General features: G+C 70.5%; 18 protein-coding genes and 1 tRNA gene. 8 read left to right on the top strand and 11 right to left on the bottom strand.

What is annotated here, in order from left to right:
* Nucleotides 1-15: 15 nt before the first annotated feature.
* The 3 genes from glmU to ABZX79_RS16735 form a co-directional block, all read right to left on the bottom strand.
* Nucleotides 16-1,470 (bottom strand): bifunctional UDP-N-acetylglucosamine diphosphorylase/glucosamine-1-phosphate N-acetyltransferase GlmU, encoded by a 1,455-nt coding sequence (glmU, locus tag ABZX79_RS16745; RefSeq protein WP_355257266.1) that lies wholly within the window; start codon nt 1,468-1,470, stop codon nt 16-18.
* 109 nt (nt 1,471-1,579) lie between these two features.
* Nucleotides 1,580-1,650 (bottom strand) — tRNA-Gln (locus ABZX79_RS16740).
* A gap of 11 nt (nt 1,651-1,661) precedes the next feature.
* Nucleotides 1,662-2,531 (bottom strand): hypothetical protein, encoded by an 870-nt coding sequence (locus tag ABZX79_RS16735; RefSeq protein ID WP_355257263.1) that lies wholly within the window; start codon nt 2,529-2,531, stop codon nt 1,662-1,664.
* Nucleotides 2,532-2,685: 154 nt separating this feature from the next.
* Here ABZX79_RS16735 and ABZX79_RS16730 point away from each other — a divergent pair, with 154 nt between their 5' ends.
* The gene (locus tag ABZX79_RS16730; protein WP_355257260.1) at nt 2,686-4,023 is read left to right on the top strand and encodes a histidine kinase; all 1,338 of its coding nucleotides are present in this window, start codon (nt 2,686-2,688) and stop codon (nt 4,021-4,023) included.
* Nucleotides 4,024-4,518: 495 nt separating this feature from the next.
* On the opposite strand, the gene ABZX79_RS16725 is transcribed toward ABZX79_RS16730, so the two are convergent.
* A complete protein-coding gene (locus ABZX79_RS16725) occupies nt 4,519-5,028 on the bottom strand; it encodes an SUKH-3 domain-containing protein (RefSeq protein WP_355257257.1) in 510 nt (169 codons plus the stop codon).
* 10 nt (nt 5,029-5,038) lie between these two features.
* On the bottom strand, nt 5,039-5,662 hold the full coding sequence (locus tag ABZX79_RS16720; RefSeq protein WP_355257255.1) for a YwqJ-related putative deaminase: 624 nt from the start codon (nt 5,660-5,662) through the stop codon (nt 5,039-5,041).
* A 238-nt stretch (nt 5,663-5,900) separates the two neighbouring features.
* On the opposite strand from ABZX79_RS16720, the gene ABZX79_RS16715 reads away from it, so the two are divergent.
* The 3 genes from ABZX79_RS16715 to ABZX79_RS16705 all read left to right on the top strand — a co-directional run bounded on the left by ABZX79_RS16715 (nt 5,901) and on the right by ABZX79_RS16705 (nt 10,831).
* The gene (locus ABZX79_RS16715; RefSeq protein ID WP_355257252.1) at nt 5,901-6,878 is read left to right on the top strand and encodes an SMI1/KNR4 family protein; all 978 of its coding nucleotides are present in this window, start codon (nt 5,901-5,903) and stop codon (nt 6,876-6,878) included.
* A gap of 7 nt (nt 6,879-6,885) precedes the next feature.
* Complete coding sequence (locus ABZX79_RS16710; protein WP_355257249.1) at nt 6,886-9,684, top strand: SUKH-4 family immunity protein; 2,799 nt, start codon at nt 6,886-6,888, stop codon at nt 9,682-9,684.
* A gap of 253 nt (nt 9,685-9,937) precedes the next feature.
* Nucleotides 9,938-10,831, top strand: a complete 894-nt coding sequence (locus ABZX79_RS16705) for a cellulose-binding protein (RefSeq protein ID WP_355257247.1) — start codon at nt 9,938-9,940, stop codon at nt 10,829-10,831.
* 13 nt (nt 10,832-10,844) lie between these two features.
* On the opposite strand, the gene ABZX79_RS16700 is transcribed toward ABZX79_RS16705, so the two are convergent.
* Nucleotides 10,845-12,500 carry a cation acetate symporter gene (locus ABZX79_RS16700; protein WP_355257244.1) on the bottom strand — a complete coding sequence of 552 codons (1,656 nt, stop codon included), beginning with the start codon at nt 12,498-12,500 and terminating at the stop codon, nt 10,845-10,847.
* The gene (locus ABZX79_RS16695) at nt 12,497-12,892 is read right to left on the bottom strand and encodes a DUF485 domain-containing protein (RefSeq protein ID WP_355257241.1); all 396 of its coding nucleotides are present in this window, start codon (nt 12,890-12,892) and stop codon (nt 12,497-12,499) included. Before ABZX79_RS16695 ends, ABZX79_RS16700 begins: the two co-directional genes overlap by 4 nt.
* Nucleotides 12,893-13,232: 340 nt before the next feature.
* On the opposite strand from ABZX79_RS16695, the gene ABZX79_RS16690 reads away from it, so the two are divergent.
* Entirely contained in the window at nt 13,233-13,916 is a 684-nt protein-coding gene (locus tag ABZX79_RS16690; protein WP_355257238.1) for a DUF4352 domain-containing protein, read from the top strand.
* Between the two features lie 10 nt (nt 13,917-13,926).
* Here the strand turns inward: ABZX79_RS16690 and ABZX79_RS16685 are convergent, their stop codons facing one another.
* A complete protein-coding gene (locus ABZX79_RS16685) occupies nt 13,927-15,591 on the bottom strand; it encodes an MFS transporter (protein ID WP_355257235.1) in 1,665 nt (554 codons plus the stop codon).
* 324 nt (nt 15,592-15,915) lie between these two features.
* Here ABZX79_RS16685 and ABZX79_RS16680 point away from each other — a divergent pair, with 324 nt between their 5' ends.
* Nucleotides 15,916-16,704, top strand: a complete 789-nt coding sequence (locus ABZX79_RS16680) for an ABC transporter ATP-binding protein (protein WP_355257232.1) — start codon at nt 15,916-15,918, stop codon at nt 16,702-16,704.
* Nucleotides 16,701-19,283: an FtsX-like permease family protein gene (locus tag ABZX79_RS16675; RefSeq protein ID WP_355257229.1), complete on the top strand. Its 2,583-nt coding sequence runs from the start codon at nt 16,701-16,703 to the stop codon at nt 19,281-19,283. The genes ABZX79_RS16680 and ABZX79_RS16675 overlap by 4 nt, the downstream gene beginning before the upstream one ends.
* A 72-nt stretch (nt 19,284-19,355) precedes the next feature.
* Here ABZX79_RS16675 and ABZX79_RS16670 read toward each other — a convergent pair whose 3' ends face one another.
* The 3 genes from ABZX79_RS16670 to ABZX79_RS16660 are packed head-to-tail and all read right to left on the bottom strand — an operon-like array spanning nt 19,356 to nt 20,039.
* Nucleotides 19,356-19,553 carry a prevent-host-death protein gene (locus tag ABZX79_RS16670; protein WP_355257227.1) on the bottom strand — a complete coding sequence of 66 codons (198 nt, stop codon included), beginning with the start codon at nt 19,551-19,553 and terminating at the stop codon, nt 19,356-19,358.
* Entirely contained in the window at nt 19,537-19,788 is a 252-nt protein-coding gene (locus ABZX79_RS16665) for a type II toxin-antitoxin system RelE/ParE family toxin (protein ID WP_355257225.1), read from the bottom strand. Before ABZX79_RS16665 ends, ABZX79_RS16670 begins: the two co-directional genes overlap by 17 nt.
* Complete coding sequence (locus tag ABZX79_RS16660) at nt 19,785-20,039, bottom strand: type II toxin-antitoxin system Phd/YefM family antitoxin (protein WP_355257222.1); 255 nt, start codon at nt 20,037-20,039, stop codon at nt 19,785-19,787. The genes ABZX79_RS16665 and ABZX79_RS16660 overlap by 4 nt, the downstream gene beginning before the upstream one ends.
* 170 nt (nt 20,040-20,209) lie before the next feature.
* Here ABZX79_RS16660 and mfd point away from each other — a divergent pair, with 170 nt between their 5' ends.
* Complete coding sequence (mfd, locus tag ABZX79_RS16655; protein WP_355257219.1) at nt 20,210-23,740, top strand: transcription-repair coupling factor; 3,531 nt, start codon at nt 20,210-20,212, stop codon at nt 23,738-23,740.
* Nucleotides 23,741-23,756 lie beyond the last annotated feature (16 nt).

The raw sequence follows: 23,756 nt of genomic DNA, 5'->3' as shown, positions 1-23,756 counted from the left end.
CGCACCTGTTTCCGGTCAGCTTTCGCCTTCGGCCACTTCAGCCGCCGACTGAGCCGCCTGCGCGGCAGCACTTCCCGGACGCTTACGAGCCACCCAACCCTCGATATTCCTTTGCTGCCCACGGGCAACGGCGAGTGAACCGGGCGGAACATCCTTGGTAATGACGGAGCCCGCCGCGGTGTACGCGCCGTCCCCGACCGTGACAGGAGCCACAAACATGTTGTCCGAGCCCGTCCGGCAGTGCGAACCGATCGTGGTGTGGTGCTTCGTCTCACCGTCGTAGTTCACGAACACGCTCGCCGCCCCGATGTTCGTGTACTCGCCGATGGTCGCGTCACCCACGTACGACAGATGCGGCACCTTCGTGCCCTCACCGATGACAGCGGCCTTCATCTCCACATACGCGCCGGCCTTGGACTTCGGACCGAGCTTCGTACCGGGCCGCAGATAGGTGTACGGGCCGACCGTCGCCCCCGGCCCCACCTCCGCGCGCTCCGCGACCGTGTTGTCCACCCGGGCGCCCGCGTGGACGACCGTGTCCGTGAGCCGGGAGTTGGGACCCACCTCACAGCCCTCACCCAAGTGCGTCGCACCGAGCAACTGCGTACCCGGATGCACGACCGCGTCCTGATCGAACGTCACCGTCACATCGATGAACGTCGAGACCGGGTCGACGACCGTCACGCCGCTCAGCATCGCCCGCTCGAGCAGCCGGGCATTGAGCAGCCGGCGTGCCTCGGCCAGCTGGACGCGGTTGTTGATGCCGAGGATCTCCCGGTGATCGGCGGCGACCGCCGCGCCCACGCGGTGGCCGGCCTCACGCAGGATGCCGAGCACGTCCGTGAGGTATTCCTCGCCCTGACTGTTGTCCGTACGGACCTTGCCCAGCGCATCGGCCAGCAGCTGCCCGTCGAACGCGAACACACCGGAATTGATCTCACTGATCGCGCGCTGCGCGTCGGTGGCGTCCTTGTGCTCGACGATCCCGGTGACCGCACCGCTGTCCCTGTCCCGGACGATCCGCCCGTACCCCGTCGAGTCGGGAACCTCGGCGGTCAGCACGGTGCACGCGTTGCCGTCGGCGGCATGCGTCCCGGCGAGGCGGGTGAGGGTGTCACCGGTCAGCAGTGGCGTGTCGCCACAGACCACGACGACGGTGCCGTCGATGCCGCCGCTGCCGAGCTGCTCCAGGCCCATGCGGACGGCGTGCCCGGTGCCCTTCTGCTGCTCCTGTACGGCGGTGCGAGCCTCGGGGTCGATCTCGCCGAGGTGCGCGGCGACCTGCTCGCGGGCGTGGCCGACGACCACGACGAGGTGCTCGGGGTTCAGCTCGCGGGAGGCGGCGACGACGTGCCCGACGAGCGAGCGCCCGCTGATCTCGTGCAGGACCTTCGGGATGGCCGACTTCATGCGGGTGCCCTCACCCGCTGCGAGGACGACGACGGCGGCGGCCGGGCGGTTGGCGCTCACGGTGATGCCCTTCGGCTTCGGGTGGTGGACACCCGCAGGATACCGGGGGGTGTCATGCCCGAAACGCGCGCGGGTCCTGACCAGGGAGGTCAGGACCCGCAAAGTGAAGCTCCCGGGGAAGGAATCGAACCCTCATTCAATGGACCAAAACCATTTGTCCTACCATTAGACGACCCGGGATGGTTCGTCTCTTATGTCCGATTTCTCGGGTCGGACGTGAGTGACGCCCCTACTATGCCGTACCAGGCGCCTTCCATGCGACGGTACAGATCAGCACTTTGCCTCACGTAGACGACCAGGCAACCCCGGTACGCCTCGCCTGTGTTCTTGCGGACGGTCTTGGGGTTGTGTCGCTTGAGTGAGGTCTTGTTGAAGGCAGAGGGCGCGACGCCGACGAGGTCCGCCCAGAATTGTTCGGCTGCTGGCACGTCGGCCGATTCGTGGATGCTGACGTAGAAACGCAGACGCTCACGGGGGACCCCGAGCACGTCGAGCCATCGCAGATAGAGAGTGATGACGTTCGGGTCGCTGTTGATGAACTTGAGAGACTCGCGCCGGTCGTATGCCTTGTCCTTCCCGCCCTCGGCCCAGTAGAGCGTGACACCCAGCAGGAACAGTTCCCGGTCCGTCAGGGCGCCAATTTCATCGGCGGCGGCACGCTTCGTCCCTTCCCGCTCGATTTCACGCCGCTGAAGCGTTGCTTCCCAGCCGCGCCGGGCGATCGCCGACGCCTCCTCCCGAGTTCGCTTGGGCGGCTTCGGCAGGTCCCGTACCCAGAGCGAGATCGAGCTCTTCGAGCAGCCCAGTTCCAGTTGGATCTGGTCGTACGTGAGGCCCTGGAGGCGCAGCTCCCGTGCCTTCGCCCGCAGGTCGTCCTTCGCGTTCGGGCGCTTCGTCCACTCAGGGGCGGGCTCGCCGTCCAGGAGGCGGTTGAGGATGTCGTTGTTGTCGACCTGGATGCGGTCGCGGATCTGGCGGCGGCTGAGGCCCTGGCGGCGGAGTGAGATCGCCTGCTCGCGGAGGACTTCGAAGTCGGCGTACTTGCCGAGGATTTCCGTCATGCGAGCAGCCTTGTTCGTTATGCGTCGTCCTGGGTCGAAAGCGCGGTCGATTCAATAGTTCGTGTGGACAACACATGTTTCGGGAGCCAACGGCTGTTTTCGCACTCGTCCGGTCTCCGGATATTGGGTGGCGGGCGCCCGTAGGGTGGTTGGCATGACCGTAACGGGGGCAGATCAGGACGCCACGGGCATGACCGCCCGGCGCTTCTGGTGGTGGGACAGGCGGCGCAGTGTCGTCCTGGATGTGGGACTGGCGCTGGTTTCGGCGCTCGAATGTGCGGTGGAGGGTGTGAGGTTCGCGGGGAACGCGGGGCTGCCGGTTCCGCTGGGGGTGGTGTTCGGACTGGTCGCGGGGTCCGTGCTGGTCGTGCGGCGGCGGTGGCCGATCGCGGTGGTGCTGGTGTCGATCGCCGTGACGCCGGCCGAGATGGCTTTCCTGATGGGCATCGTGTCGCTGTACACGCTGGCCGCGTCGGAGGTGCCGCGCCGGATCACGGTGGTGCTGGCGGGGATGTCGCTGGCCGGGACGTTGATCGTGACGTTCGTACGGACGCAGCAGGACGTGGCGAACGCCACGGACGGGGACTTCAGGCCCGGGCCCTGGTATGTGCCGCTGGTTTCGTTGTTCTTGTCGCTGGGGCTGACCGGGCCGCCGGTGTTGTACGGGCTCTATATAGGGGCGCGGCGGCGGTTGATGGAGAGCTTGCGGGAGCGGGCGGATTCGCTGGAGCGGGAGCTGTCGCTGCTGGCGGACCGGGCGGAGGAGCGGGCCGAGTGGGCGCGTACGGAGGAGCGGACGCGGATCGCGCGTGAGATGCACGACGTGGTCGCGCACCGGGTGAGTCTGATGGTGGTGCACGCGGCGGCGCTGCAGGCGGTGGCGTTGAAGGACCCGGCCAAGGCGGTCAAGAACGCGGCGCTGGTCGGGGACATGGGGCGGCAGGCGCTGACGGAGTTGCGGGAGATGCTCGGGGTGCTGCGTTCGGGGGATGCGGGGGGTTCTGGGGCGCGGCCGATGGCGTCGGCGGCGGTTCCGCTGGCGGCGGTGGGCGCGGCCGCGGCCGCGGCGGCTGCCGCTGAGGCGGAGGACGGGCCGTGTCTGGCCGATCTTGAGGCGCTGGTGGGGCAGTCGCGGCAGGCGGGGATGGTGGTGGAGTTCTCGGTCGAGGGCGATCCGGTCGCGTGTGGGCCGCTGGTGGAGCAGACGGCGTACCGCGTGGTGCAGGAGGCCCTGACGAACGTGCACAAGCATGCGGCGGGCGCGAAGACGTGGGTGCGGCTGGCGCACCGGGGCTCGGAGGTCGCCATGCAGGTGGAGAACGGGCCGTCGGACGGTGGCACGGCGGATGCGGGGTTGCCGAGTGGCGGGAATGGGCTGGTGGGGATGCGGGAGCGGGTGACGGCGCTGGGTGGTGTCTTCGTGTCCGGGCCGACGGATGCGGGTGGCTTCCGCGTGTCGGCGGTTCTGCCGGCTCGGCCGCGCGGGGGGTAGGTCGCTGCCCGCTCCTGGGTGAGGTGCGGTGTGGTGTGGTGTGGTGCGACCCGGCTACCGGCTCATGGCCGCCGGCACGGCTGCGGGCTTACCGGCTCCGCTTCCGGCTGCGGGGGCGGACGGGGGCGGGTGCCGCTGCGCGGGGCTTTTTCCCCACCCCGCCCCTTCCCACCCCGCCCCTTCCCGACCCGGGGCGCTGCCCCGGGCCCCGAACGCCCTCCGGGCGTGTCCTCAATCGCCGGACGGGCCGGATTTTCGCCGAGCTGGAGCCTGAGACTGCGGCAAGCGCGGCAACTTCAAGGGGCACGGCCCCCTTGAGCTGGGCAGAGCGCCTAGCTCTGGCGACCTCCGCCTCCGGCAAATCCAGCCCCTCCGGCGTTTGAGGAGTGCGGTCCGGGGCGGCGCCCCTCACGCGGCGGAGCCGCGAAATGTCACTGCGGGAAGGGGCGGGTAGGGGAACGGCCCGCGCAGCGGCATGCCGGCCCCGCGCTCCGGCTACTCCGGAGCGAGTCGGCCTGGCTGGGTGCCGGTGATCAGGGTGGAGAGGGCGTGGTCGAGGTCCGGGCCCAGGTACCAGTCGCCCGTGTGGTCCAGGCTGTAGACCCGGCCCTCCACGTCGACCGCGAGCACCGCCTGCCCGTCGTCCCCCTCGCCGCTGAGCTCCGTGCCCAGCGGACAGACTTCCGTGCCGAGGGCCCGGCCGAGGTCGGCGAGCGTACGGGCGTGGTGCAGGCCGCTGAGGGGATCGAAACGTACCGGGGTGGGGGCGATCTGCCGGCCCGGGCCCGGGGGCGTGATGTGCAGGCCGCCGAATTCGGCCCAGGCCTCTACCGCCGCGGGGAACACGCTGTGCCGGTGGCCGGCCGGTGAGGTGTGTGCGCGCAGGGTGTCGGCCCAGTGCTCCGCTTGCCGTATGTCCCAGCGCCCCGGCTGCCAGCCGGCCGCGCGCAGGGCGGCGTCCACGGCTACCGGGAAGCGGGTGGTGCTGGTGTTGGGGGCCGGCATTGGCTGCGGGTCAGCCCTTCTCGTTGGTGGTCGCGGTCGGGTCTACGGCTCGTACGCCGAAATGGGCGAGCATCGGCGTACAGGATCGGCACGGCGGGGCGTAGCTGCCGTGCAGCGGATCGCCGTCCTCGCGGATGCGGCGGGCCGTGAGCTTGGAGTGCTTCAGGGAGCGGCGGGCCTCGCCCGTGGTGAGCGGTTTGCGGGAGGCGCGTTTGGAGCGTGAGCCCTCGGTGGCGGTGATGTGCCGGGAGAGGAGGATCGCTTCCGGGCAGCGGCCGGTGAAGCGTTCCCGCTGGCCGCTGGTGAGGGTGTCGAGGAAGTCCTGGACGAGCGGGTGCAGCGGCGGTGGCTGGTCGCCCCGGCCCGCGGTGCACATCAGCGTGTCGGCGCCGCGTACCGAGAGTGCGGCGGCGACGGTCGGCAGGATGCCGTCCCGGCGGTGGCTGAGCGCGGGCACACGGGTGGGCTCGGTGCTGCTCCAGCTGAGGCGCGGGTCTCCGGCCGTGGCTGTGGCTGGGGCAGTGGCTGTGCCTGTGGCCGCCGCCGCCGTTGTGGCTGGCTCCGGCGTCGTCGTTGTCGCTGTCGTGGCCGTGCCCGTCGGTGTCGTCGTAGCGGCTGTCTGTGCCGTGTGCATGGTGGTGCTCCCCTCCGTGCCCGCGACGGTAGCCGCTGGTGTGCACGCCCCCGCGTTGCTGGGACAGCCTGCCAAATGTGTCCAGTGGTACGGAAGCTGGGTCGGTGAATCGTGTACGTGTGTCGCCAGGTGGTGACCCCCGTGTGACGGTTCGTTACGCAAGGCGAGGGGCGGGGCCGCCTGTTGCCCCAACGCATAGGCTGTCCGAATCAGCCAGACGCAGCAGGGGGCAACCGCCATGACGACAGGTCGGCTCGGGCAGCAAGCCGCGCCACCGAATGCGGCCTACGCCGGGCAGCTCGTGCACTTCCCGGACCCGGTCCGGGCCTCCCGCCACCCTCAGGGTGTGCGTGTTGACGACGCCGGCTTCCCGGTTTTCACGCCGTACGCGCGTGCCGCCGCGGAGATCGCCGAGCCCCCGGAGGGTTTCGGCGTCGACGAACTGCGGCTTACCGACTACGTGTCCGCCAATGCGGCGCTGGCCGCCGACGGGCACGACCTGTGGGACACGATCCCGGCGGTCGCCACTCCGCACGGCTGGACCTGGCACCACGTGGCGGGCACCCGGCGCATGGAACTCGTACCCGTTGAGGTGAAGGCGCTTTTGCGCCACCACGGTGGGCTGGCGACTGCTGCCGTCGACCAGGACAAGCGCGGCACGCGCCCGCTGCAGGAGACGCGGCCGGCCCATTTCGGGCTGCCGAAGGGTTCCGTATCGGTGAGTGAGCAGCAGATCCTGGGCGTGGAGGAAGATCTTGGCTACCGGCTTCCGGGTGCGTACAGGTCCTTCCTGAAGGCGGCCGGCGGTTGCGCGCCGGTGGGCGCGGCGCTGGACGCGGAGCTGGGGTTGCTGGTCGACCAGCCGTTCTTCACTGTGCGGGACGAGGCCGCGGTGAATGATCTGGTGTACGTCAACAAGTGCTTGCGCGACCACATGACCAAGGACTACCTGGGCGTTGCCTTCGTGCAGGGCGGTCTGCTGGCCGTGAAGGTCAGGGGCGAGGCGGTGGGGTCGGTGTGGTTCGTCGCGTACGACGACGCGCGGGACCGCGACGGCTGGACGGTGCACGAGCGCGTGGAGCGGCTGCTGCTGCCGTGCGGTGACGACTTCGACGCTTTTCTGCAGCGGCTGGCGGGCAATCCGCCGGAGCTGGAGACCGTGGCGAACCTGATGGTGGACGGCGGCTTCGCGCGCGCCGTCCCGGTGGAGGGGTGACGGTCCTATGGTGACCTTCGCGCAGGCGCAGGAGCGCGCGGAAGAGTGGGTCAACGGGGATGTGCCCGTGCCGTCGCACCGTGAGGTGCGGGTGCGCGAGTTCGAACTCGGCTTCGTGGTGTGGGCGGAGGACCGTGCGAGCGGTCCGGCGTCGGACGGTGGGCGTCAGCGCCTCGTCATCGCCCGGGACAGTGGTGAGGCCACGCTGTGGCCGGGGTTGCCGGTGGGTGAGGTGATCCGCCGGTACGAGGAGGAGTACGGGGCGCCGGACGTGTCACCGGTGGCGGATGCGGGGCCGGCTCCGGGGCAGCGGGTTGACCTGGAACAGACGTCGTTCCTGTTGACGCCACCGGAGTGGCTCCAGGACGCGGCGGACAAGATCGGCATTCCGGATCGCCGTGCGACGGATTCGGCTTCGGACTCGGACTCGGGTTCGGGTTCGGGTTCGGGTTCGGTTGCTGGTTCCCCCTCGGCCTCAGCGGGCGGTGACTGGCCTCTCGCCGGTGCCAATGGGCCGCAGTCGGGGGCGGGTTCGTCTTCTGCGGGCGGCGGTTGGGCCGACGCGGTGAGCGCGGGGGCGGCTTCCCCTTCGGCGGGCGGTGCCGGTGGCGCGCTCGGTGACCCGGCCGACGCCGGTGCTGCCGGCAGCACGGGTGGCAGTGGGCCGCAGGACGCGGTCGGGTCGCCCGCTGCCGGTGGTGGCTGGGGCGGTGCCGGGGGCCATGGGGCGCCGGGTGACGCGAGTACAGCTACCGGCGGCGGGAGTTGGGGCGGATCCGGGAGTGAGAACGCTTCGCAGGCCGAACGCGGGTCCGGAGGGACGCCCTGGCCCAGCGCGGGCCAGGTCGACTACGAGCCCACCGCTTCCGGCGGCGTGCCCGCGGCGCCCGCCGGGGCGACCCCTTGGGCCGGGACCGACACCAACTCGGCCACCGGCTCCGACGACGCGTCAGTTCCGCTGCCCGCGACGGTTTTCGCGCCGCCGCTCTCCGGGTCCGACGAGGACGACGCCCCGCCGCCCGGTGTGCCGCCGGAGGCGAAGACGGCGCTGATGTCGGGCGGCAGTCACTTGCCCTCGACCACGGTGGCCCCCGCGGTTGCTGGTGATCCGCAGCCGCCGGTCGCGCCCGTACGCCCCGGTGGGCCCCGGCCCGATGCCAGGGACATCGCCGACGCCGCGACCAGCAAGGCCGCCGTGTCGCGCGGTGCGCGCGGGAGTGGTTCGATGCCTCCGCCGCCGCCCGGCGTTCCCGGTGTGCCGGGTGCGCCCGGTGCGCCCGGTGCCCCGGCGGGTGGGTACGTACCGACTCAGTTCGTTTCGGCTCTGGAGCCCGACGGTCCGCAGCCGCCGCCCGGTGGCGGTGTTCACCATGCGGCGACGATGTTCGCCGACCCGAGTCAGGGTGGTGGCATGCCGGGGGCTCCGCAGCCGCCCGGTCCGCCTGGTCCTCCCGGTCCTCCCGGAGCTCCTGGTTCGCCGCCTCCGCCGCCCGGTGGGGGCGTACATCATGCGGCGACGATGCTGGCCGACCCGAGTCAGGGCGGCGGCATGCCGGGGGCTCCGCAGCCGCCCGGTCCGCCCGGCGCTCCCCAGCCTCCCGGTCCGCCCGGCGGCGGCATCCATCACGCGGCGACCATGCTGGCCGGTCCCGGACAGGTCGGTCCGCCGCCCGGCGCCCCGCAGCCCCCCGGCCCGCCCGGCCCGCCGGGAATGCCGCCCGGTGGTGCCCCGATGCAGCAGCCCATGCCCATGCCGCAGCCCCCGCAGCCGCAGGGCCAGGGGCAGGCGTACGGCTACCCGCAGCCCCGGCCGACCGGCCTGCCGACCGTCGGCCCCGGCTACCAGGCCGTCCTGCGCTACCGCGCCCAGGACGGCAGTGAGCAGCAGCTCATCCGCCGCTCCGCGCCGGGCACGCCGCACCCCGAGTGGCAGATCCTGCATGAGCTGCGCGCCATGAACGTGCCGCCGCAGCAGGTGCTGGAGCTGCACACGGAGCTGGAGTCGTGCGAGCTGCCGGGCGGTTACTGCGCGCGCATGATCCGTGAGACGTGGCCGCAGGTGCGGATCACGAGCGTGGCGCCGTACGGGAAGGATCACGCCAGCCGCCAGCAGGGCATGCAGCATCTCCTCACCCACCAGGGGGAGTTGCACCAGGTCGCGGACGGACCGGCGCGCCCCGCGCCGATGCGGGTGCCGTTGCCGCCGCCGGGCCAGCTGATGCAGGCGCCGCCGATCCCGCCGGAGGGCATCGCGCACGAGCTGATGGGGGCCTTCGGGCCGCAGGGCGTCTTCCGTTTCGACCAGGCGGCGGTGTCGCGTCAGGGCGTACCGGAGATCGTGGCGCGCACGCTCGTGTGGGCGGGACTGCCCGTCGATTTCGGGCCGTTCTTCTGGGCGCAGGCGGTGCCGGGTCAGCCGGTGCCGACGCTCGCGGAGCTGGCGGCGCAGCGCGGAGTGCAGCCTGCCCCGGACGCGGGCTCGTACCTCGTCATGGGCAGCGACTTCGGCCGGGCGATCTGCGTGCAGTACGGCACGGCCAACATGGTGGCCGTACCGGTGGAGGCGGGCCCCGGTGGCCAGCCCGTGCCGCCGCAGTTCGTGAACACCGGGCTGCCGGAGTTCACGCGCTCGCTGGCACTCCTCGGCCACATGTGGCGGCTGCGTTTCGGCCTGACGCCCGAGCAGGCCGGCCGCTGGACGGTCGACTTCCAGGCGCAGCTCGCCGCACTGGACCCGGCGGCGCTGGCGTCGCCGGAGAGCTGGTGGTCGGTGTTGCTGGAGCAGATGTGGGACGGCCTGCTGTGACCGGCTGACCGGCTGACCGGTTGACGGGTACGTTCGGGCGCTCGACCTGCGGTACGGGTCGGGCGCCTGCCCCGGTTATCGGCCGAAAAGCTCTTCGGCGCGCTGCGCCACGGCACCTTGATTCGGACTTCTGACAGCAATTGGCGCATCGTTGACCGGGTGCGATCGGGTGGAGTGTCGGGTTTTGAGCACTTGCGCCTCATCCGTCAAGATTGCGACGGATTGTGTTGTGCGTCGGAGAGAGGCTTCAAGGATGAGTGCATCGGTTTCACCGTCACCTCACGGCTTCATCGTCGGGCGGGGCCGCGGTTACCGTCCTGACCAGGTGGAGCGGTACGCCGCCGGGCTCTCCCAGGACCGCGACGCCGCGTGGGAGCGCGCCGCGCGCCTCACCGTCCTGACGAAGGAGATGGAGGCCGAGGCGGCGCGGCTGCGCGAACAGGTGGACGGGCTCGCTCCCCAGACGTACGAGACCCTCGGCGAGCGCGCCCAGCACCTCCTCGCGGTGGTCGAGGAGGAGGCCGCGGAAGTGGTGGCCTCGGCCCGCGACGAGGCTCAGGCGCTGCGCGACGCGGCTGCCGCGGCGGCCGCCGCCACTCACGACGCGGCCCGCGAGCACGCGGAGACGGTACTGGCCGAGGCCGATGCCCGCGCCCAGCAGATCCTCCTCGTCGCCCAGCGCACCGCCGACGAGGCCAGGGCCGGCGCACGCCGGGAGGTGAAGGCGCGGCGGGGCGAGGCGATCGCGGCGCTGAAGGAAATGCGGCAGCGTGCGGCGGATTTGCTCGCCGGCCAGGAGAAGGAGCACGCGGAGCGCTGGGAGAGTGCCGAGCGGGAACTCGCCGGACGCGAGGCGGAGCTGGCTGTCCGTCATGCGGAACGTGTGGCCTACGCGGAGGGCGGTCTCGCGGACGCGCAGCGAGCCCTGGCCGCCGTGGAGGAGGCGGCCCGTCACGGCCAGGAGAACGCGGAGGCGCGCGCCGCCGAGCTGCTGGCCGAGGCGCGGGTGCGTGAGGAGCGCGTCGTACGCGAGACGGAGCGCCTCCTGCGCGAGCACGACGACGCGCGCGAGGAGATGCAGGCGCACATGTCGCACGTCCGCACCAGCCTGGCCACCTTGACCGGCCGCGCCCCGGCGGAGGGCTGACGGGCGGCGCGGTTCAGGCGGGTGGGCGGTGGTTGTGCACCGGTCCGCCGTCCCCCGGACCCGCCCCCGCCCCCGCCCCCGCCCCCGCCAGGATCCACGCCTCCACCGCCTCGTACTGACGGCGCTGCCGTTCGCCCGAACCCCGGTGGCTCAAGGCCGTACCCAGCCAGCCCATGAAGAAGCCGAAGGGGATCGACACCAGACCCGTCGTGGTGAACGGGTACCAGTTGAAGTCCTCGGCGGGGAAGACCGATTGCGGGGATCCGGATACCAGGTTGGTGCCGGTCATCAGGATCATCACGCACAGCGTGCCGCCGATGAGGGTGCACATCAGGCCCGTACGTGTGAAGCGGCGCCAGAAGAGGCTGAAGACCAGGGCCGGGGCGAGGGCGGATGCGCCGATGCAGAACGACAGGGTGACCAGCGGCTGTACGTTCCAGTGGCGGGCCAGCACCGCGAGGACGATCGCGGGAATGCCGACGCCGATCGCCGCCGCTCTCGCCAGCGCCATCTCCGTCGCGTCGCCGGCCGGGGCCTTGCGGATGCCGTGGGCGAAGAGGTCGTGGGCGAGCGAGTTCGCGCACGCCAGGATCATTCCGGCCACCGAGGCGAGGAGGGTGAGGAAGATCGCTGTCGTGACGGACGTGAAGACGAGGGTTTCGAGGGTGGACGCGTCGCCGCCCAGCAGCGCCTGGCTGACCAGCAGGATCGACGTATCGCCCTGCGGGTCGGACGCGGTGATCGTCCCGTGGCCGACGAGGGCCGCCGCCCCGAAGCCGATCACCGTGATGAGCAGGCAGAAGACGACTACGGCCGAGACCGCCCAGGACATCGAGCGGCGCACGGCGAGCGCGCTGCGCGAGCTGTACATGCGCATCGTGATGTGGGGGAGACAGGCGGCGCCGAGGACGACCGTCAGCTCCGAGCTGATCATGTCGAGCTCGTTGCCGCCGAACTGGAGCCCTGATTGGAGGAAGGCGTCGCCCGCGCCGCTGCCGGTCTTCGCCGCGCCGAGGAGCTGCGCCGTACTCCAGTCGAAGCGGCTCAGGATCAGTACGGCGAGGATCACGCCCGTACCGAGCAGGAAGACGGTCTTGATGATCTGGATGAGGGCGGTGCCCTTCATGCCCCCGATGGCGGCGTAACTGATCATCAGTACGCCGAGGACGATGATGCAGCCCGTCCTGAAGCCCGAGCTCCCGAAGCCCAGGATGAAGGAGAGCAGATGGGCCGCGCCCGCCAGCTGCACGACCATCATCGGCAGCAGCGCGGCGAGGGTGACGGCGCTCGCGGTGATGCGTACGGCGCGGCTCGGCGCCCGGCGGGCGAAGGCGTCGCCCATGGTGAACCGGCCCGCGTTGCGCAGGGGTTCGGCGAGCAGGAACATCAGCAGGACGAGGGAGAGCGCCGTGCTCAGGGCCAGTACGACGCCGTCGTAGCCGGTGAGGGAGATGACGCCGATGGTGCCGAGGACGGTGGCGGCGGAGATGTAGTCGCCGGCGATGGCGAGGCCGTTGCGCAGGGGGGACAGGGAGCGGTAGCCGGTGTAGAACTCGTCGAGGTCGTCGCGGTCGGGGCCGGTCATGACGCACAGGAGGAGGGTGACGGTGGCCACCGCGATGAAGGCGACCAGGGACATCTCCTGGGCGGAGTCGCTGAATCCGGTCACTGGGTCCGCCCGGTGCGGGCCTGCCCGCGGAGGTGTTCGGCGAGCGGGTCGACGCGGTGGCGGGCGGACTGTTCGTACACGGCGATGGCCACGAGGGTCACGGGGAGCTGGCACAGGCCGAGCAGGAGACCGGTGTTGAGGCCGCCGGCGAGTTCGCTGCCCATCAGGCCGGGTGCGAAGCCGGAGAGTATGAGGAAGAGCGTGAAGTAGCCGAGGGCGGTGAGGGTGGCCACGCGGCGCAGGCGTCGGTACGCCGCGCGGAGTCTGCGCAGGTCGCCGTGGTGGCCGGGGACGGTTTGGCGGGCGGGTGCGGGCTGTGGGGGCAGCGGCGGTGCGGGCCGGGAACTCTGCCAGGGGTACAGGTATTGCGGGTATTGCGGGTAGTGCGACATGTGCGGGCTGCTCCTTGCGCGGCTGGGTCCCGGGCGGACCGCAGGGAGGAGCGCGACCGGGGCCGGGGGAGCGGCGGCGGGGCGCTGGTCGGGTCGCGTACGTTACCCAGCGGTATCGGCGCCGGGGAGTCTTTCGTACGAAGTCGCGCAAGGGATCTGCCGGTTACCTTGGGTAATGAGGTGCTGATGGATCGTCACTTCAGGTAACGGCGGCGGGGGTGGTGGAAGTGTCCAAAAATGGTCGGCTCCTACAGGAGTGTCACGGTCCGCTTATGCTCCTGTCCTGCGCGGTGCGCTACAGGGGGGGGTCCCTGACACCGTGCTCCCAGGGGAGGGAACCGTGTCGTACCAGAACCAGCCTCAGCAGCCGCCCCAGCAGCCGCCGCCGGGATGGGGGCAGCCGCCCATGCAGCCGCCGGGGTGGGGGCAGCCGCCCATGCCGCCGCGCAAGAACAACGCCGGCAAGATCGTCGGCTTCAGCTGCCTCGGCATCGTGGGCGCATTCGTCCTGCTGGCCATCCTCGGCTCTCTCGTCTCCTCTGGCGGTGACACCACTGCCAAGTCCGGCGGCAAGACGGCCGTCGCCTCGGAGAAGCCCACCAAGGCCGCAGAGAAGGCCGAGAAGGCCGAGAAGGAAGAGGCAGCGGAGAAGCCGAAGAAGGCTGACCCGAAGCCGAAGCCCGAGCCGGCCGCCGCAGGGCCCGTCAAGGTCAGCGCGAAGAAGGCGACGTTCACGCCGGGCGTTCTGCACGACGGCGGCAAGTACACCAGCGTCAGCATCACCATCGCCAACAACGGTGACAAGCCCATCAACGTGAACCCTCTGTACTTCTCCATCACCGACACCAACGGCACGAAGCACACCGCCGAGCTGGCCAAGGACGAACGGCAGATCGACACCGTCGACCTCGCGCCCGGCGAGAACATCACGGGCGTTGTCACCGGCGAAGGCGAGTTCACCGCGAAGTACGTGACCTATACGGACGGCCTCTTCGGGGATCCTGTCCGAGGCAACGTCTCGTAGTCAGTCGGCGTCAGTCGGCCGTTTTTTCCTCGGTGATGACGGGGAAACGGCGCGGTGCCACGAAGACGAGTACGAGGAGGGCGGCGGTCGCCGCGATCGCCGCTCCCACGTAGACGTGGTCGACGGCCGTGTCCACCGCTCGGCGCAGGTAGTCGGCCGCCTCCGTTGTGAGCGAGCCCGGGTCGGCGAGGGCGTGGGATACGGAGTCGAGGTCGTCGGGGAGGCCGGCTCGTATGTCGTCCGGGGCGGCGGAAAGCCTGGAGGCGAGCGTGGCGTTGGCTATCGCGCCGAAGAGGGCCGCGCCGACGGACTGGCCGACCTGGCGGCAGAAGAGTACGGACGCGGTCGTCGTACCGCGCTCCGCGTAGCCGACCGTCGACTGGACGCCGACGATCAGGGGGAGTTGGAAGAGACCGAGCGCCGCGCCGAGCAGCAGCATGATCAGGGCGGGCTGCCAGGCCGCGCCGGGGAAGGGGAGGAAAGGGAAGGCGAGCAGGATCAGCGCCGAGCAGCTGATGCCGATGATCGCGGTGAGGCGGAAGCCGATGCGGTTGTACGCGTGCTGGCTGAGCGCGGCGGAGACCGGCCAGCTCAGGGTCATGACCGACATGACGAAGCCGGCGGCGATCGGGCCGAGGCCGAGGACCGCCTGGGCGTAGGTGGGGAGGAAGACCGTCGGCGCGACCATGAGGAGGCCGAGCGCGCCGAGGGCGAGGTTGACGGCGGCGATGGTGCGCCTGCGCCACACCCAGCCGGGGATGATCGGCTCGGCGGCGCGCCGTTCGATGACGACGGTGGCGGCGGCGAGGAGCGCGCTCGCGCCGAAGAGGGCGAGCGAGGGCGCCGAGAGCCAGGGCCAGGCGACGCCGCCCTGGACGAGCGCGAAGAGCAGCAGGCCGCCGCAGGCGAATACGGCCAGCGCGCCTGCCCAGTCGATACGGGGGCGGGCGCGCGTCGTCCTGGGACGGGACGGTTCGTGCAGGTGGCGGGCTATGAGCCAGAGGGCGATCGCGCCCACCGGCAGGTTGATGAGGAAGATCCAGCGCCAGTCGGCGTACGCGGCGAGCAGCCCGCCGAGCCCCGGGCCCGCGACGGCCGACACCGCCCACACGGTCGACAGTTTGGCTTGGATCTTCGGGCGTTGCTTCAGGGGGTAGAGGTCGGCGGCGATCGTCTGGACCGTGCCCTGGATGGCGCCGCCGCCGAGGCCCTGGACGATGCGGAAGGCGATCAGGCTGCCCATGTTCCAGGCGGCGGCGCAGAGCAGTGAGCCGATGAGGAAGAGGACTATGCCCGCGATCAGGACCGGCTTGCGGCCGAAGGTGTCGGAGAGCTTTCCGTACACGGGGAGGGTGACGGTGACGGCGAGGAGGTAGCCGGAGAAGAGCCAGGAGAAGACGGCGAAGCCGCCGAGGTCGCCGACGATCTGGGGGACGGCGGTGGAGACGATCGTGCCGTCGAGCGCGGCGAGGGCCATGCCGAGCATGAGCGCGGCGACGACGGGGCCGCGACGGGCGTTCGGGGCGGCAGGGGCGGCAGGGGCGGCGGGGCCGGCGGGGGCGGCGGGGCCGGCAGGGTCGGCGGGGGCGCCTGCGGCTGCCTTCTCCGGCCGGCCGGCGGAGTTCCCGCCTCCGGGTATCGCGCTGGTGCTGTCCGTGTTTCCGGCGCCGCTCACCAAGATCCCTTCACCGTGCACGTATCTGGTCCTCGACACCTTCTCACTTGCAGGTCACGCAGCGGGAGGGTGCAGGCTGCCCCGAGTCGGGGTCCACCCGCGGGTGGAGAGCCCCTAGGGGCTTCTCCTTATTTCTGGCCAGGGGGTGTTCGTCCCGGTGGAGGACGAGGAGAACGTGCCTGTTCTTTAGCTTGGTCTTACGGGCCACCGCACGTCGGTGGGGGGGGGCTGGCCCCAGGGCGGATACGGAGATGCGCACCAGTGTGCGGGGGGTTTCCGGCCGCCAGACTCGAAGCACTTGATCACACACTTAGGAGACTCACCGTGACAACGGCTATGACCATTCCCAGGCACGGGGGCACTGGAGGGCGTACGGCCGTTGCCGCGAGGTCGCGGCAGGTCGTCAAGGCGTACGGGGCCGGGGAGACCAGGGTCGTCGCGCTCGACCACGTCGATGTGGACATCAACCGGGGGCAGTTCACCGCCATCATGGGGCCCTCCGGCTCCGGCAAGTCCACGCTGATGCACTGCCTCGCCGGCCTGGACACCGTGACCTCGGGCGAGATCTACCTCGACGAAACCGAGATCACCAAGCTGAAGGACAAGAAGCTCACGCAGTTGCGCAGGGACCGGATCGGCTTCATCTTCCAGGCCTTCAACCTGCTGCCGACGCTGAACGCCCTGGAGAACATCACGCTGCCGATGGACATCGCGGGCCGCAAGCCGGACGCGCCGTGGCTGAACCAGGTGGTGGAGACGGTCGGCCTCGCGGACCGGCTCAAGCACCGGCCCACCCAGCTGTCCGGTGGCCAGCAGCAGCGCGTCGCCGTGGCGCGGGCCCTTGCCGCACGCCCCGAGATCATCTTTGGTGACGAGCCGACCGGAAACCTCGATTCGCGGGCCGGGGCCGAGGTGTTGAGCTTCCTTCGCAAGTCCGTCGACGAGCTGGGCCAGACCATCGTGATGGTCACCCACGATCCGGTCGCCGCCTCTTACGCGGACCGGGTGCTGTATCTCGCGGACGGCCGGATCGTCGACGAGATGTTCTCGCCGACCGCCGACCAGGTCCTCGACCGTATGAAGGACTTCGACGCGCGGGGGCGGACCTCATGACCGTCGTCAAGACCTCCATGCGCAACTTCCTGGCGCACAAGGGACGGATGGCGCTCTCCGCCGTCGCGGTCCTGCTCTCGGTGGCGTTCGTGTGCGGCACGCTCGTCTTCACCGACACCATGAACACGACCTTCGACAAGCTCTTCGCCGCCACCTCGGCCGACGTCACCGTCAGCCCCAAGGCGGCCGAGGGCGGCGACGACGACAACGGGCCGCGGACCGGCAGGCCCGAGGCGCTCCCCGCGTCCCTCGTCCAGCAGGTGACGAAGGCGGACGGCGTGAAGTCCGCCGAAGGCGCCGTCGTCAGCATGTCCGTGACCGTCGTCAACAGCGACAACAAGAACATGGGCTCGGACAGCGGCGCCCCCACGATCGCCGGCAACTGGACGCGCAACGACCTCAAGTCGATGGACATCACCTCCGGACACGCCCCGCGCGGGCCCACCGAGGTGATGGTCGACGCCGACACCGCCGACAAGCACGGCCTGAAGCTGGGCGACGAGCTGCGCACGATCGCCGTCACCGGCGACATCAAGGCCAAAATCTCCGGCATCGCCGCCTTCAAGATGACCAACCCGGGCGCGACCGTCGTCTTCTTCGACACCGCGACCTCGCAGCAGAAGCTGCTGGGCAAGCCGGACCTCTTCACGCACGTGTCCGTAACCGCCGAAGAGGGCGTCAGCGACACTCAGTTGAAGCAGCGGCTCGCGGGTGCGCTCGACGGCCCGTACAAGCTCCAGACCGCGAAGGAAGCCGCGGACTCGGGCCGCGAGGAAGTCGGCTCCTTCCTCGACGTGATGAAGTACGCGATGCTCGGCTTCGCCGGAATCGCCTTCCTCGTCGGCATCTTCCTCATCGTCAACACCTTCTCGATGCTGGTCACCCAGCGCACCCGCGAGATCGGCCTGATGCGGGCCATCGGCTCCAGCCGCAAGCAGGTCAACAGGGGCGTGCTGGTGGAGGCGCTGCTGCTCGGCGTCGTCGGCTCGATCCTCGGGGTGGGCGCCGGTGTCGGCCTCGCCGTCGGCCTGATGAAGCTCATGGGCTCCATGGGCATGGAGCTGTCCACCAAGGACCTGACCGTGGCCTGGACGACCCCGGTCGTCGGCCTCGCGCTCGGCATCGTCGTCACCGTCGTCGCCGCCTACATCCCGGCCCGGCGGGCCGGCAAGGTCTCCCCGATGGCCGCGCTGCGCGACGCCGGGACACCGGCGGACGGCAAGGCGGGCTGGATACGGGCCGGGATCGGCCTGGTGCTGACCGGTGCGGGCGGCGCGCTGCTCTTCCTGACGACGCAGGCGGACAAGGCGAGCGAAGGCTCGCTGTTCCTCGGCGGCGGTGTCGTCCTGACCCTGATCGGCTTCATAGTCGTCGGCCCGCTCCTCGCGGGAGTCGTGGTCAAGGCGATCAGCGCCGTCGTGCTGCGGATGTTCGGCCCGGTCGGCCGGATGGCCGAGCGCAACGCGCTGCGCAATCCTCGGCGTACGGGAGCGACGGGCGCGGCACTGATGATCGGCCTCGCGCTGGTCGCCTGCCTCTCGGTGGTCGGGTCCTCGATGGTCGCCTCGGCCACGCAGGAGCTCGACAAGTCGGTCGGCGCGGACTTCATCATCCAGAGCGGCCCCAACGGGCCGCCGATCGTGCCGGATGCCGAGAAGGCGCTGCGCGCGGCTCCCGGCATCGAGCACGTCACCGGCTACAAGATGATCAAGGCCGAGCTGACCTCTCCCGACGGGAAGACGGAGACCGAGGAGCTGGCCGCCGCCGATCCGACGTACGCCGAGGACCTGCGGCGCGAGACTGTCGCGGGTGAGCTGAGCGCGGCGTACGGCAAGGACGCGATGTCGGTCGGCAGCGATTACGCCGGGCGCCACGGCATCAAGGTCGGCGACACGATGACCGTCGCGTTCAACGGCGGCGAGACGGCGAAGCTGAAGATCGCGGCGATCACGTCGGACGAGTCGAACGTCGACAAGGGCGCGATGTACACCAACGTCACGACCGCCGCGCAGTACCTGCCTGCCGACCGGGTGCCGCCGAACCTGATCATGTTCGCGAAGGCGGTGGACGGCAAGGAAGACGCCGCGTACGCCGGGCTCAAGAAGGCGCTGGCCGCGTACCCGCAGTTCACGGTGCAGGACCAGACCGACTTCAAGCAGGGCCTCAAGGACGAGATCGGGCAGCTGCTCAACATCGTCTACGGCCTGCTGGCCCTCGCGATCATCGTCGCGGTGCTGGGTGTGGTGAACACGCTCGCCCTGTCGGTCGTCGAGCGGACCAGGGAGATCGGCCTGATGCGGGCCATCGGCCTCTCGCGCCGCCAGTTGCGCCGCATGATCCGCCTGGAGTCGGTGGTGATCGCCCTCTTCGGCGCGCTGCTCGGGCTCGGGCTCGGCATGGGCTGGGGGACCTCGGCCCAGAAGCTGCTGGCGCTGGAGGGTCTGGGCGTGCTGGAGATCCCGTGGACCACGATCCTCGCGGTCTTCGTGGGCTCGGCCTTCGTGGGCCTGTTCGCGGCGCTGGTCCCGGCGTTCCGGGCGGGCCGGATGAACGTACTGAACGCGATCGCTACGGAGTAGTGGCGGCGGGGAGGGGGCGGTGACGGGCCCGGCCCCGGGGTGTTCCTGCGAACACCCCGGGGCCGGGCTTGTTTATTCGTCCTTGCCGAAGAATTCGTCCCAGCCTTCAGGCATGTCGTCGAAGTCGTCGGCGATGTGGATCTTTCCGCGGAGTGAACCACGATCTGTCCGATTGACCTTGGGCTGAGCCTGAACGTCCTCGTGCTCGTGCGCAGGTTCAGTGGGAGCAGCTTCTTCCGGTGGTTCGGCGCTCTCAAGCGATCCGGCCAACGTTCATCACCACAATCGTGACGGTGGTCTCTGTGATCTCGTACAGGATGCGGTAACGGCCCACGTGCATACGGCGGAGGTCCGGCGATCCGTATGCGGCAGAGCCCGTCGGCCTCGGGTCGTCGACCAGTAGATCAACTGCGGCGAAGGCCTGGCGCAGGCCTTCGGGGTCGTCCTTGAGATAACGCGTGGCGGCATCGGTTGCCCCAAGCCGCCAAATGACCTCGTAGCTCACTCACGCCCCAGGCCCAGCCGGGCACGGACTTCTTCGTGCGGTACGCCGACGAACGTGCCAGCCGCCTGTTCCGCCCGGTACTCCGCGAGAGCCAGAGCGTCCTCCAGGTCGGCCAGCTCCTGCGGGTTTATCAGCACGGCCGCAGGCTGGCCGTGATCGGTGATCAAGATGCGCTCGCGGGCGTGCGACGTCCGGCGGACCAGCGAACCGAAGCGGGCGCGGGCTTCGGTGATGGGCAGCGTGTCATTCATGTAAGGAACTGTACACTTCGCGCTGGTTCTGTGGGTGCGGATCGCGGGGCGGTTGTCAGCGGCGGGCCGTAGGCTAGAAATCCCCCGGCCCGTGAGACGTGTCGGGTCCTTCGCGTTGCCCACAGCTGTTTGCCCACCTCGTCACCTCGTTACCCGGACGGAAGCCCTTCATGAGCCTGCACGGTCTGCTCGATGCCGTAGTACGAGACCCGGCGCTCGCCGAAGCGGTGAAGGCCGCCACCGACGGCAACCGCATGCACATCGACCTGGTCGGCCCGCCCGCCGCGCGCCCCTTCGCGGTGGCCGCGCTGGCCCGCGAGACCGGGCGTACGGTGCTCGCCGTGACCGCGACCGGCCGCGAGGCCGAGGACTTGGCGGCTGCGCTGCGCACGCTGCTGCCGGAGGAGGGGATCGTCGACTACCCGTCGTGGGAGACGCTGCCGCACGAGCGTCTGTCGCCCCGCAGCGACACGATGGGCCGGCGCCTCGCCGTCCTGCGCCGCCTCGCGCACCCCCGCGCCGACGACCCGTCGGCCGGCCCGGTGAGCGTGATCGTCGCGCCCGTACGATCCGTGCTCCAGCCGCAGGTCAAGGGCCTGGGGGACCTGGAGCCGGTGGCGCTGCGGACCGGGCAGAGCGCGGACCTGGGTGACGTCACGGCGGCCCTCGCGGCAGCGGCGTACCAGCGCGTCGAACTGGTCGAGAAGCGCGGCGAGTTCGCGGTGCGCGGCGGGATCCTCGACGTCTTCCCGCCGACCGAGGAACACCCGCTCAGGGTGGAGTTCTGGGGCGACGACGTCGAGGAGATCCGTTACTTCAAGGTCGCCGACCAGCGTTCGCTCGAAGTGGCCGAGCACGGGCTGTGGGCGCCGCCCTGCCGCGAGCTGCTGCTGACCGACAGCGTGCGGGAGCGTGCCGCCGCCCTCGCCGAGGCGCACCCCGAGCTGGGCGAACTGCTCGGCAAGCTCGCCGAGGGCATCGCCGTGGAGGGCATGGAGTCCCTCGCTCCCGTCCTCGTGGACGACATGGAGCTGCTGCTCGACGTCCTGCCCAAGGGGTCCATGGCGCTGGTCTGCGACCCGGAGCGGGTACGGACCAGGGCGGCGGACCTGGTGGCGACCTCGCAGGAGTTCCTCCAGGCGTCCTGGGCGGCCACGGCGGGGGGCGGCGACGCCCCGATCGACGTGGGCGCGGCCTCGCTGCGCGGCATCGCGGACGTACGGGAACGGGCCCGTGAGCTGGACATGCTGTGGTGGTCCGTGGCGCCGTTCGCCGCTGACGAAGAGCTGTCCGAGGACACGCTGAAGCTCGGCATGCACGCCCCGGAGGCGTACCGGGGCGACACGGCGAGAGCGCTCGCCGACACCAAGGGCTGGCTGGCCGACGGCTGGCGCACGGTCTACGTCACGGAGGGCCACGGCCCGGCGGCGCGTACGGTCGAAGTCCTCGGCAGCGAGGGCATCCCGGCCCGCCTGGAGGTGGACCTGGCCGAGATCACGCCCTCCGTCGTCCAGGTCGCGTGCGGCCTGATCGACTACGGCTTCGTCGACCCGGGGCTCAAGCTCGCCGTCCTCACCGAGACCGACCTCACCGGCCAGCGCACCGCCAGCAAGGAACTGGGCCGCATGCCGGCCCGCCGCCGCAAGACCATCGACCCGCTGACGCTCCAGGCCGGCGACTTCATCGTCCACGAGCAGCACGGCGTCGGCCGCTACATCGAGATGGTCCAGCGCACGGTCCAGGGCGCGACCCGCGAGTACCTGCTCGTCGAGTACGCCCCCGCCAAGCGCGGCCAGCCCGGCGACCGCCTCTACATCCCCACCGACCAGCTGGAGCAGGTCACGAAGTACGTCGGCGGCGAGGCTCCGACCCTGCACCGGCTCGGCGGCGCGGACTGGACGAAGACCAAGGCGCGCGCGAAGAAGGCGGTCAAGGAGATCGCCGCTGATCTGATCAAGCTGTACTCGGCCCGCATGGCGGCGCCCGGCCACACCTTCGGCCCGGACACCCCCTGGCAGCGCGAGCTGGAGGACGCCTTCCCGTACGTCGAGACGCCCGACCAGCTGTCCACCATCGCCGAGGTGAAGGAGGACATGGAGAAGTCTGTCCCCATGGACCGCCTGGTCTGCGGCGACGTCGGTTACGGCAAGACGGAGATCGCGGTCCGCGCCGCCTTCAAGGCGGTCCAGGACGGCAAGCAGGTCGCGGTCCTCGTGCCGACCACGCTGCTGGTGCAGCAGCACTTCGGGACGTTCTCGGAGCGGTACGCCCAGTTCCCGGTCGTAGTGAAGGCGCTGAGCCGCTTCCAGTCGGACTCCGAGGCGAAGGCGACGCTGGAAGGTCTCAAGGAGGGGTCGGTCGACCTCGTCATCGGTACGCACCGGCTCTTCTCCTCCGAGACGAAGTTCAAGGACCTGGGCCTGGTCATCGTCGACGAGGAGCAGCGGTTCGGCGTCGAGCACAAGGAGCAGCTGAAAAAGCTGCGCGCCAACGTCGACGTACTGACGATGTCCGCCACCCCCATTCCGCGCACGCTCGAAATGGCGGTCACCGGCATCCGTGAGATGTCGACGATCACCACGCCACCGGAGGAGCGCCACCCGGTGCTGACCTTCGTCGGACCGTACGAGCAGAAGCAGATCGGCGCCGCGATCCGCCGTGAGCTGCTGCGCGAGGGTCAGGTCTTCTACATCCACAACCGCGTCGAGTCGATCGACCGGGCCGCCGCGAAGCTCCGCGAGATCGTCCCGGAGGCCCGGATCGCCACGGCACACGGGCAGATGGGGGAGAGCGCGCTGGAGCAGGTGGTCGTCGACTTCTGGGAGAAGAAGTTCGACGTACTGGTCTCGACGACGATCGTCGAGTCGGGCATCGACATCTCCAACGCCAACACGCTGATCGTAGAGCGCGGCGACAACTTCGGTCTGTCGCAGCTGCACCAGCTGCGCGGCCGTGTGGGCCGTGGTCGCGACCGTGGGTACGCGTACTTCCTCTACCCGCCGGAGAAGCCGCTGACGGAGACCGCGCACGAGCGGCTGGCGACGATCGCCCAGCACACCGAGATGGGCGCGGGCATGTACGTCGCCATGAAGGACCTCGAAATCCGGGGCGCGGGCAACCTGCTGGGAGGCGAGCAGTCCGGGCACATCGCGGGCGTCGGCTTCGACCTGTACATCCGCATGGTCGGTGAGGCCGTGGCCGATTACCGCGCGGCGGTGGACGGCACGGTCGAGGAGGAGCCGGCGCTGGAGGTCAAGATCGAGCTGCCGGTGGACGCGCACGTACCGCACGACTACGCGCCGGGCGAGCGGCTGCGTCTCCAGGCGTACCGGGCAATCGCGTCGGCGAACTCCGAGGACGACATCAGGGCCGTACGCGAAGAGCTGACCGACCGCTACGGCAAGCTGCCCGAGCCGGTGGAGAACCTGCTGCTGGTCGCCGGCCTGCGCATGCTGGCGCGGGCCTGCGGCGTCGCGGACATCACGCTGGCCGGGCCCAACATCCGCTTCGGGCCGGTGGAACTGCGCGAGTCCCAGGAGCTGAGGCTGAAGCGGCTGTATCCCCGTACGGTGCTGAAGCCGGCCACCCACCAGATCCTGGTGCCGCGGCCGACGACGGGCCAGATCGGCGGCAAGCCGGTGGTCGGACGGGAACTGCTCGCGTGGACGGGCGAGTTCCTTACGACGATCCTGGGGTCGTAAGGCGCGCGTGGCCGGC

The organism is Streptomyces sp. NPDC002994 (assembly GCF_040611155.1).
Lineage (GTDB): Bacteria > Actinomycetota > Actinomycetes > Streptomycetales > Streptomycetaceae > Streptomyces.
The sequence above is the reverse complement of the archived record's forward strand: the minus strand, read 5'-3'. Positions and strand labels throughout refer to the sequence as shown.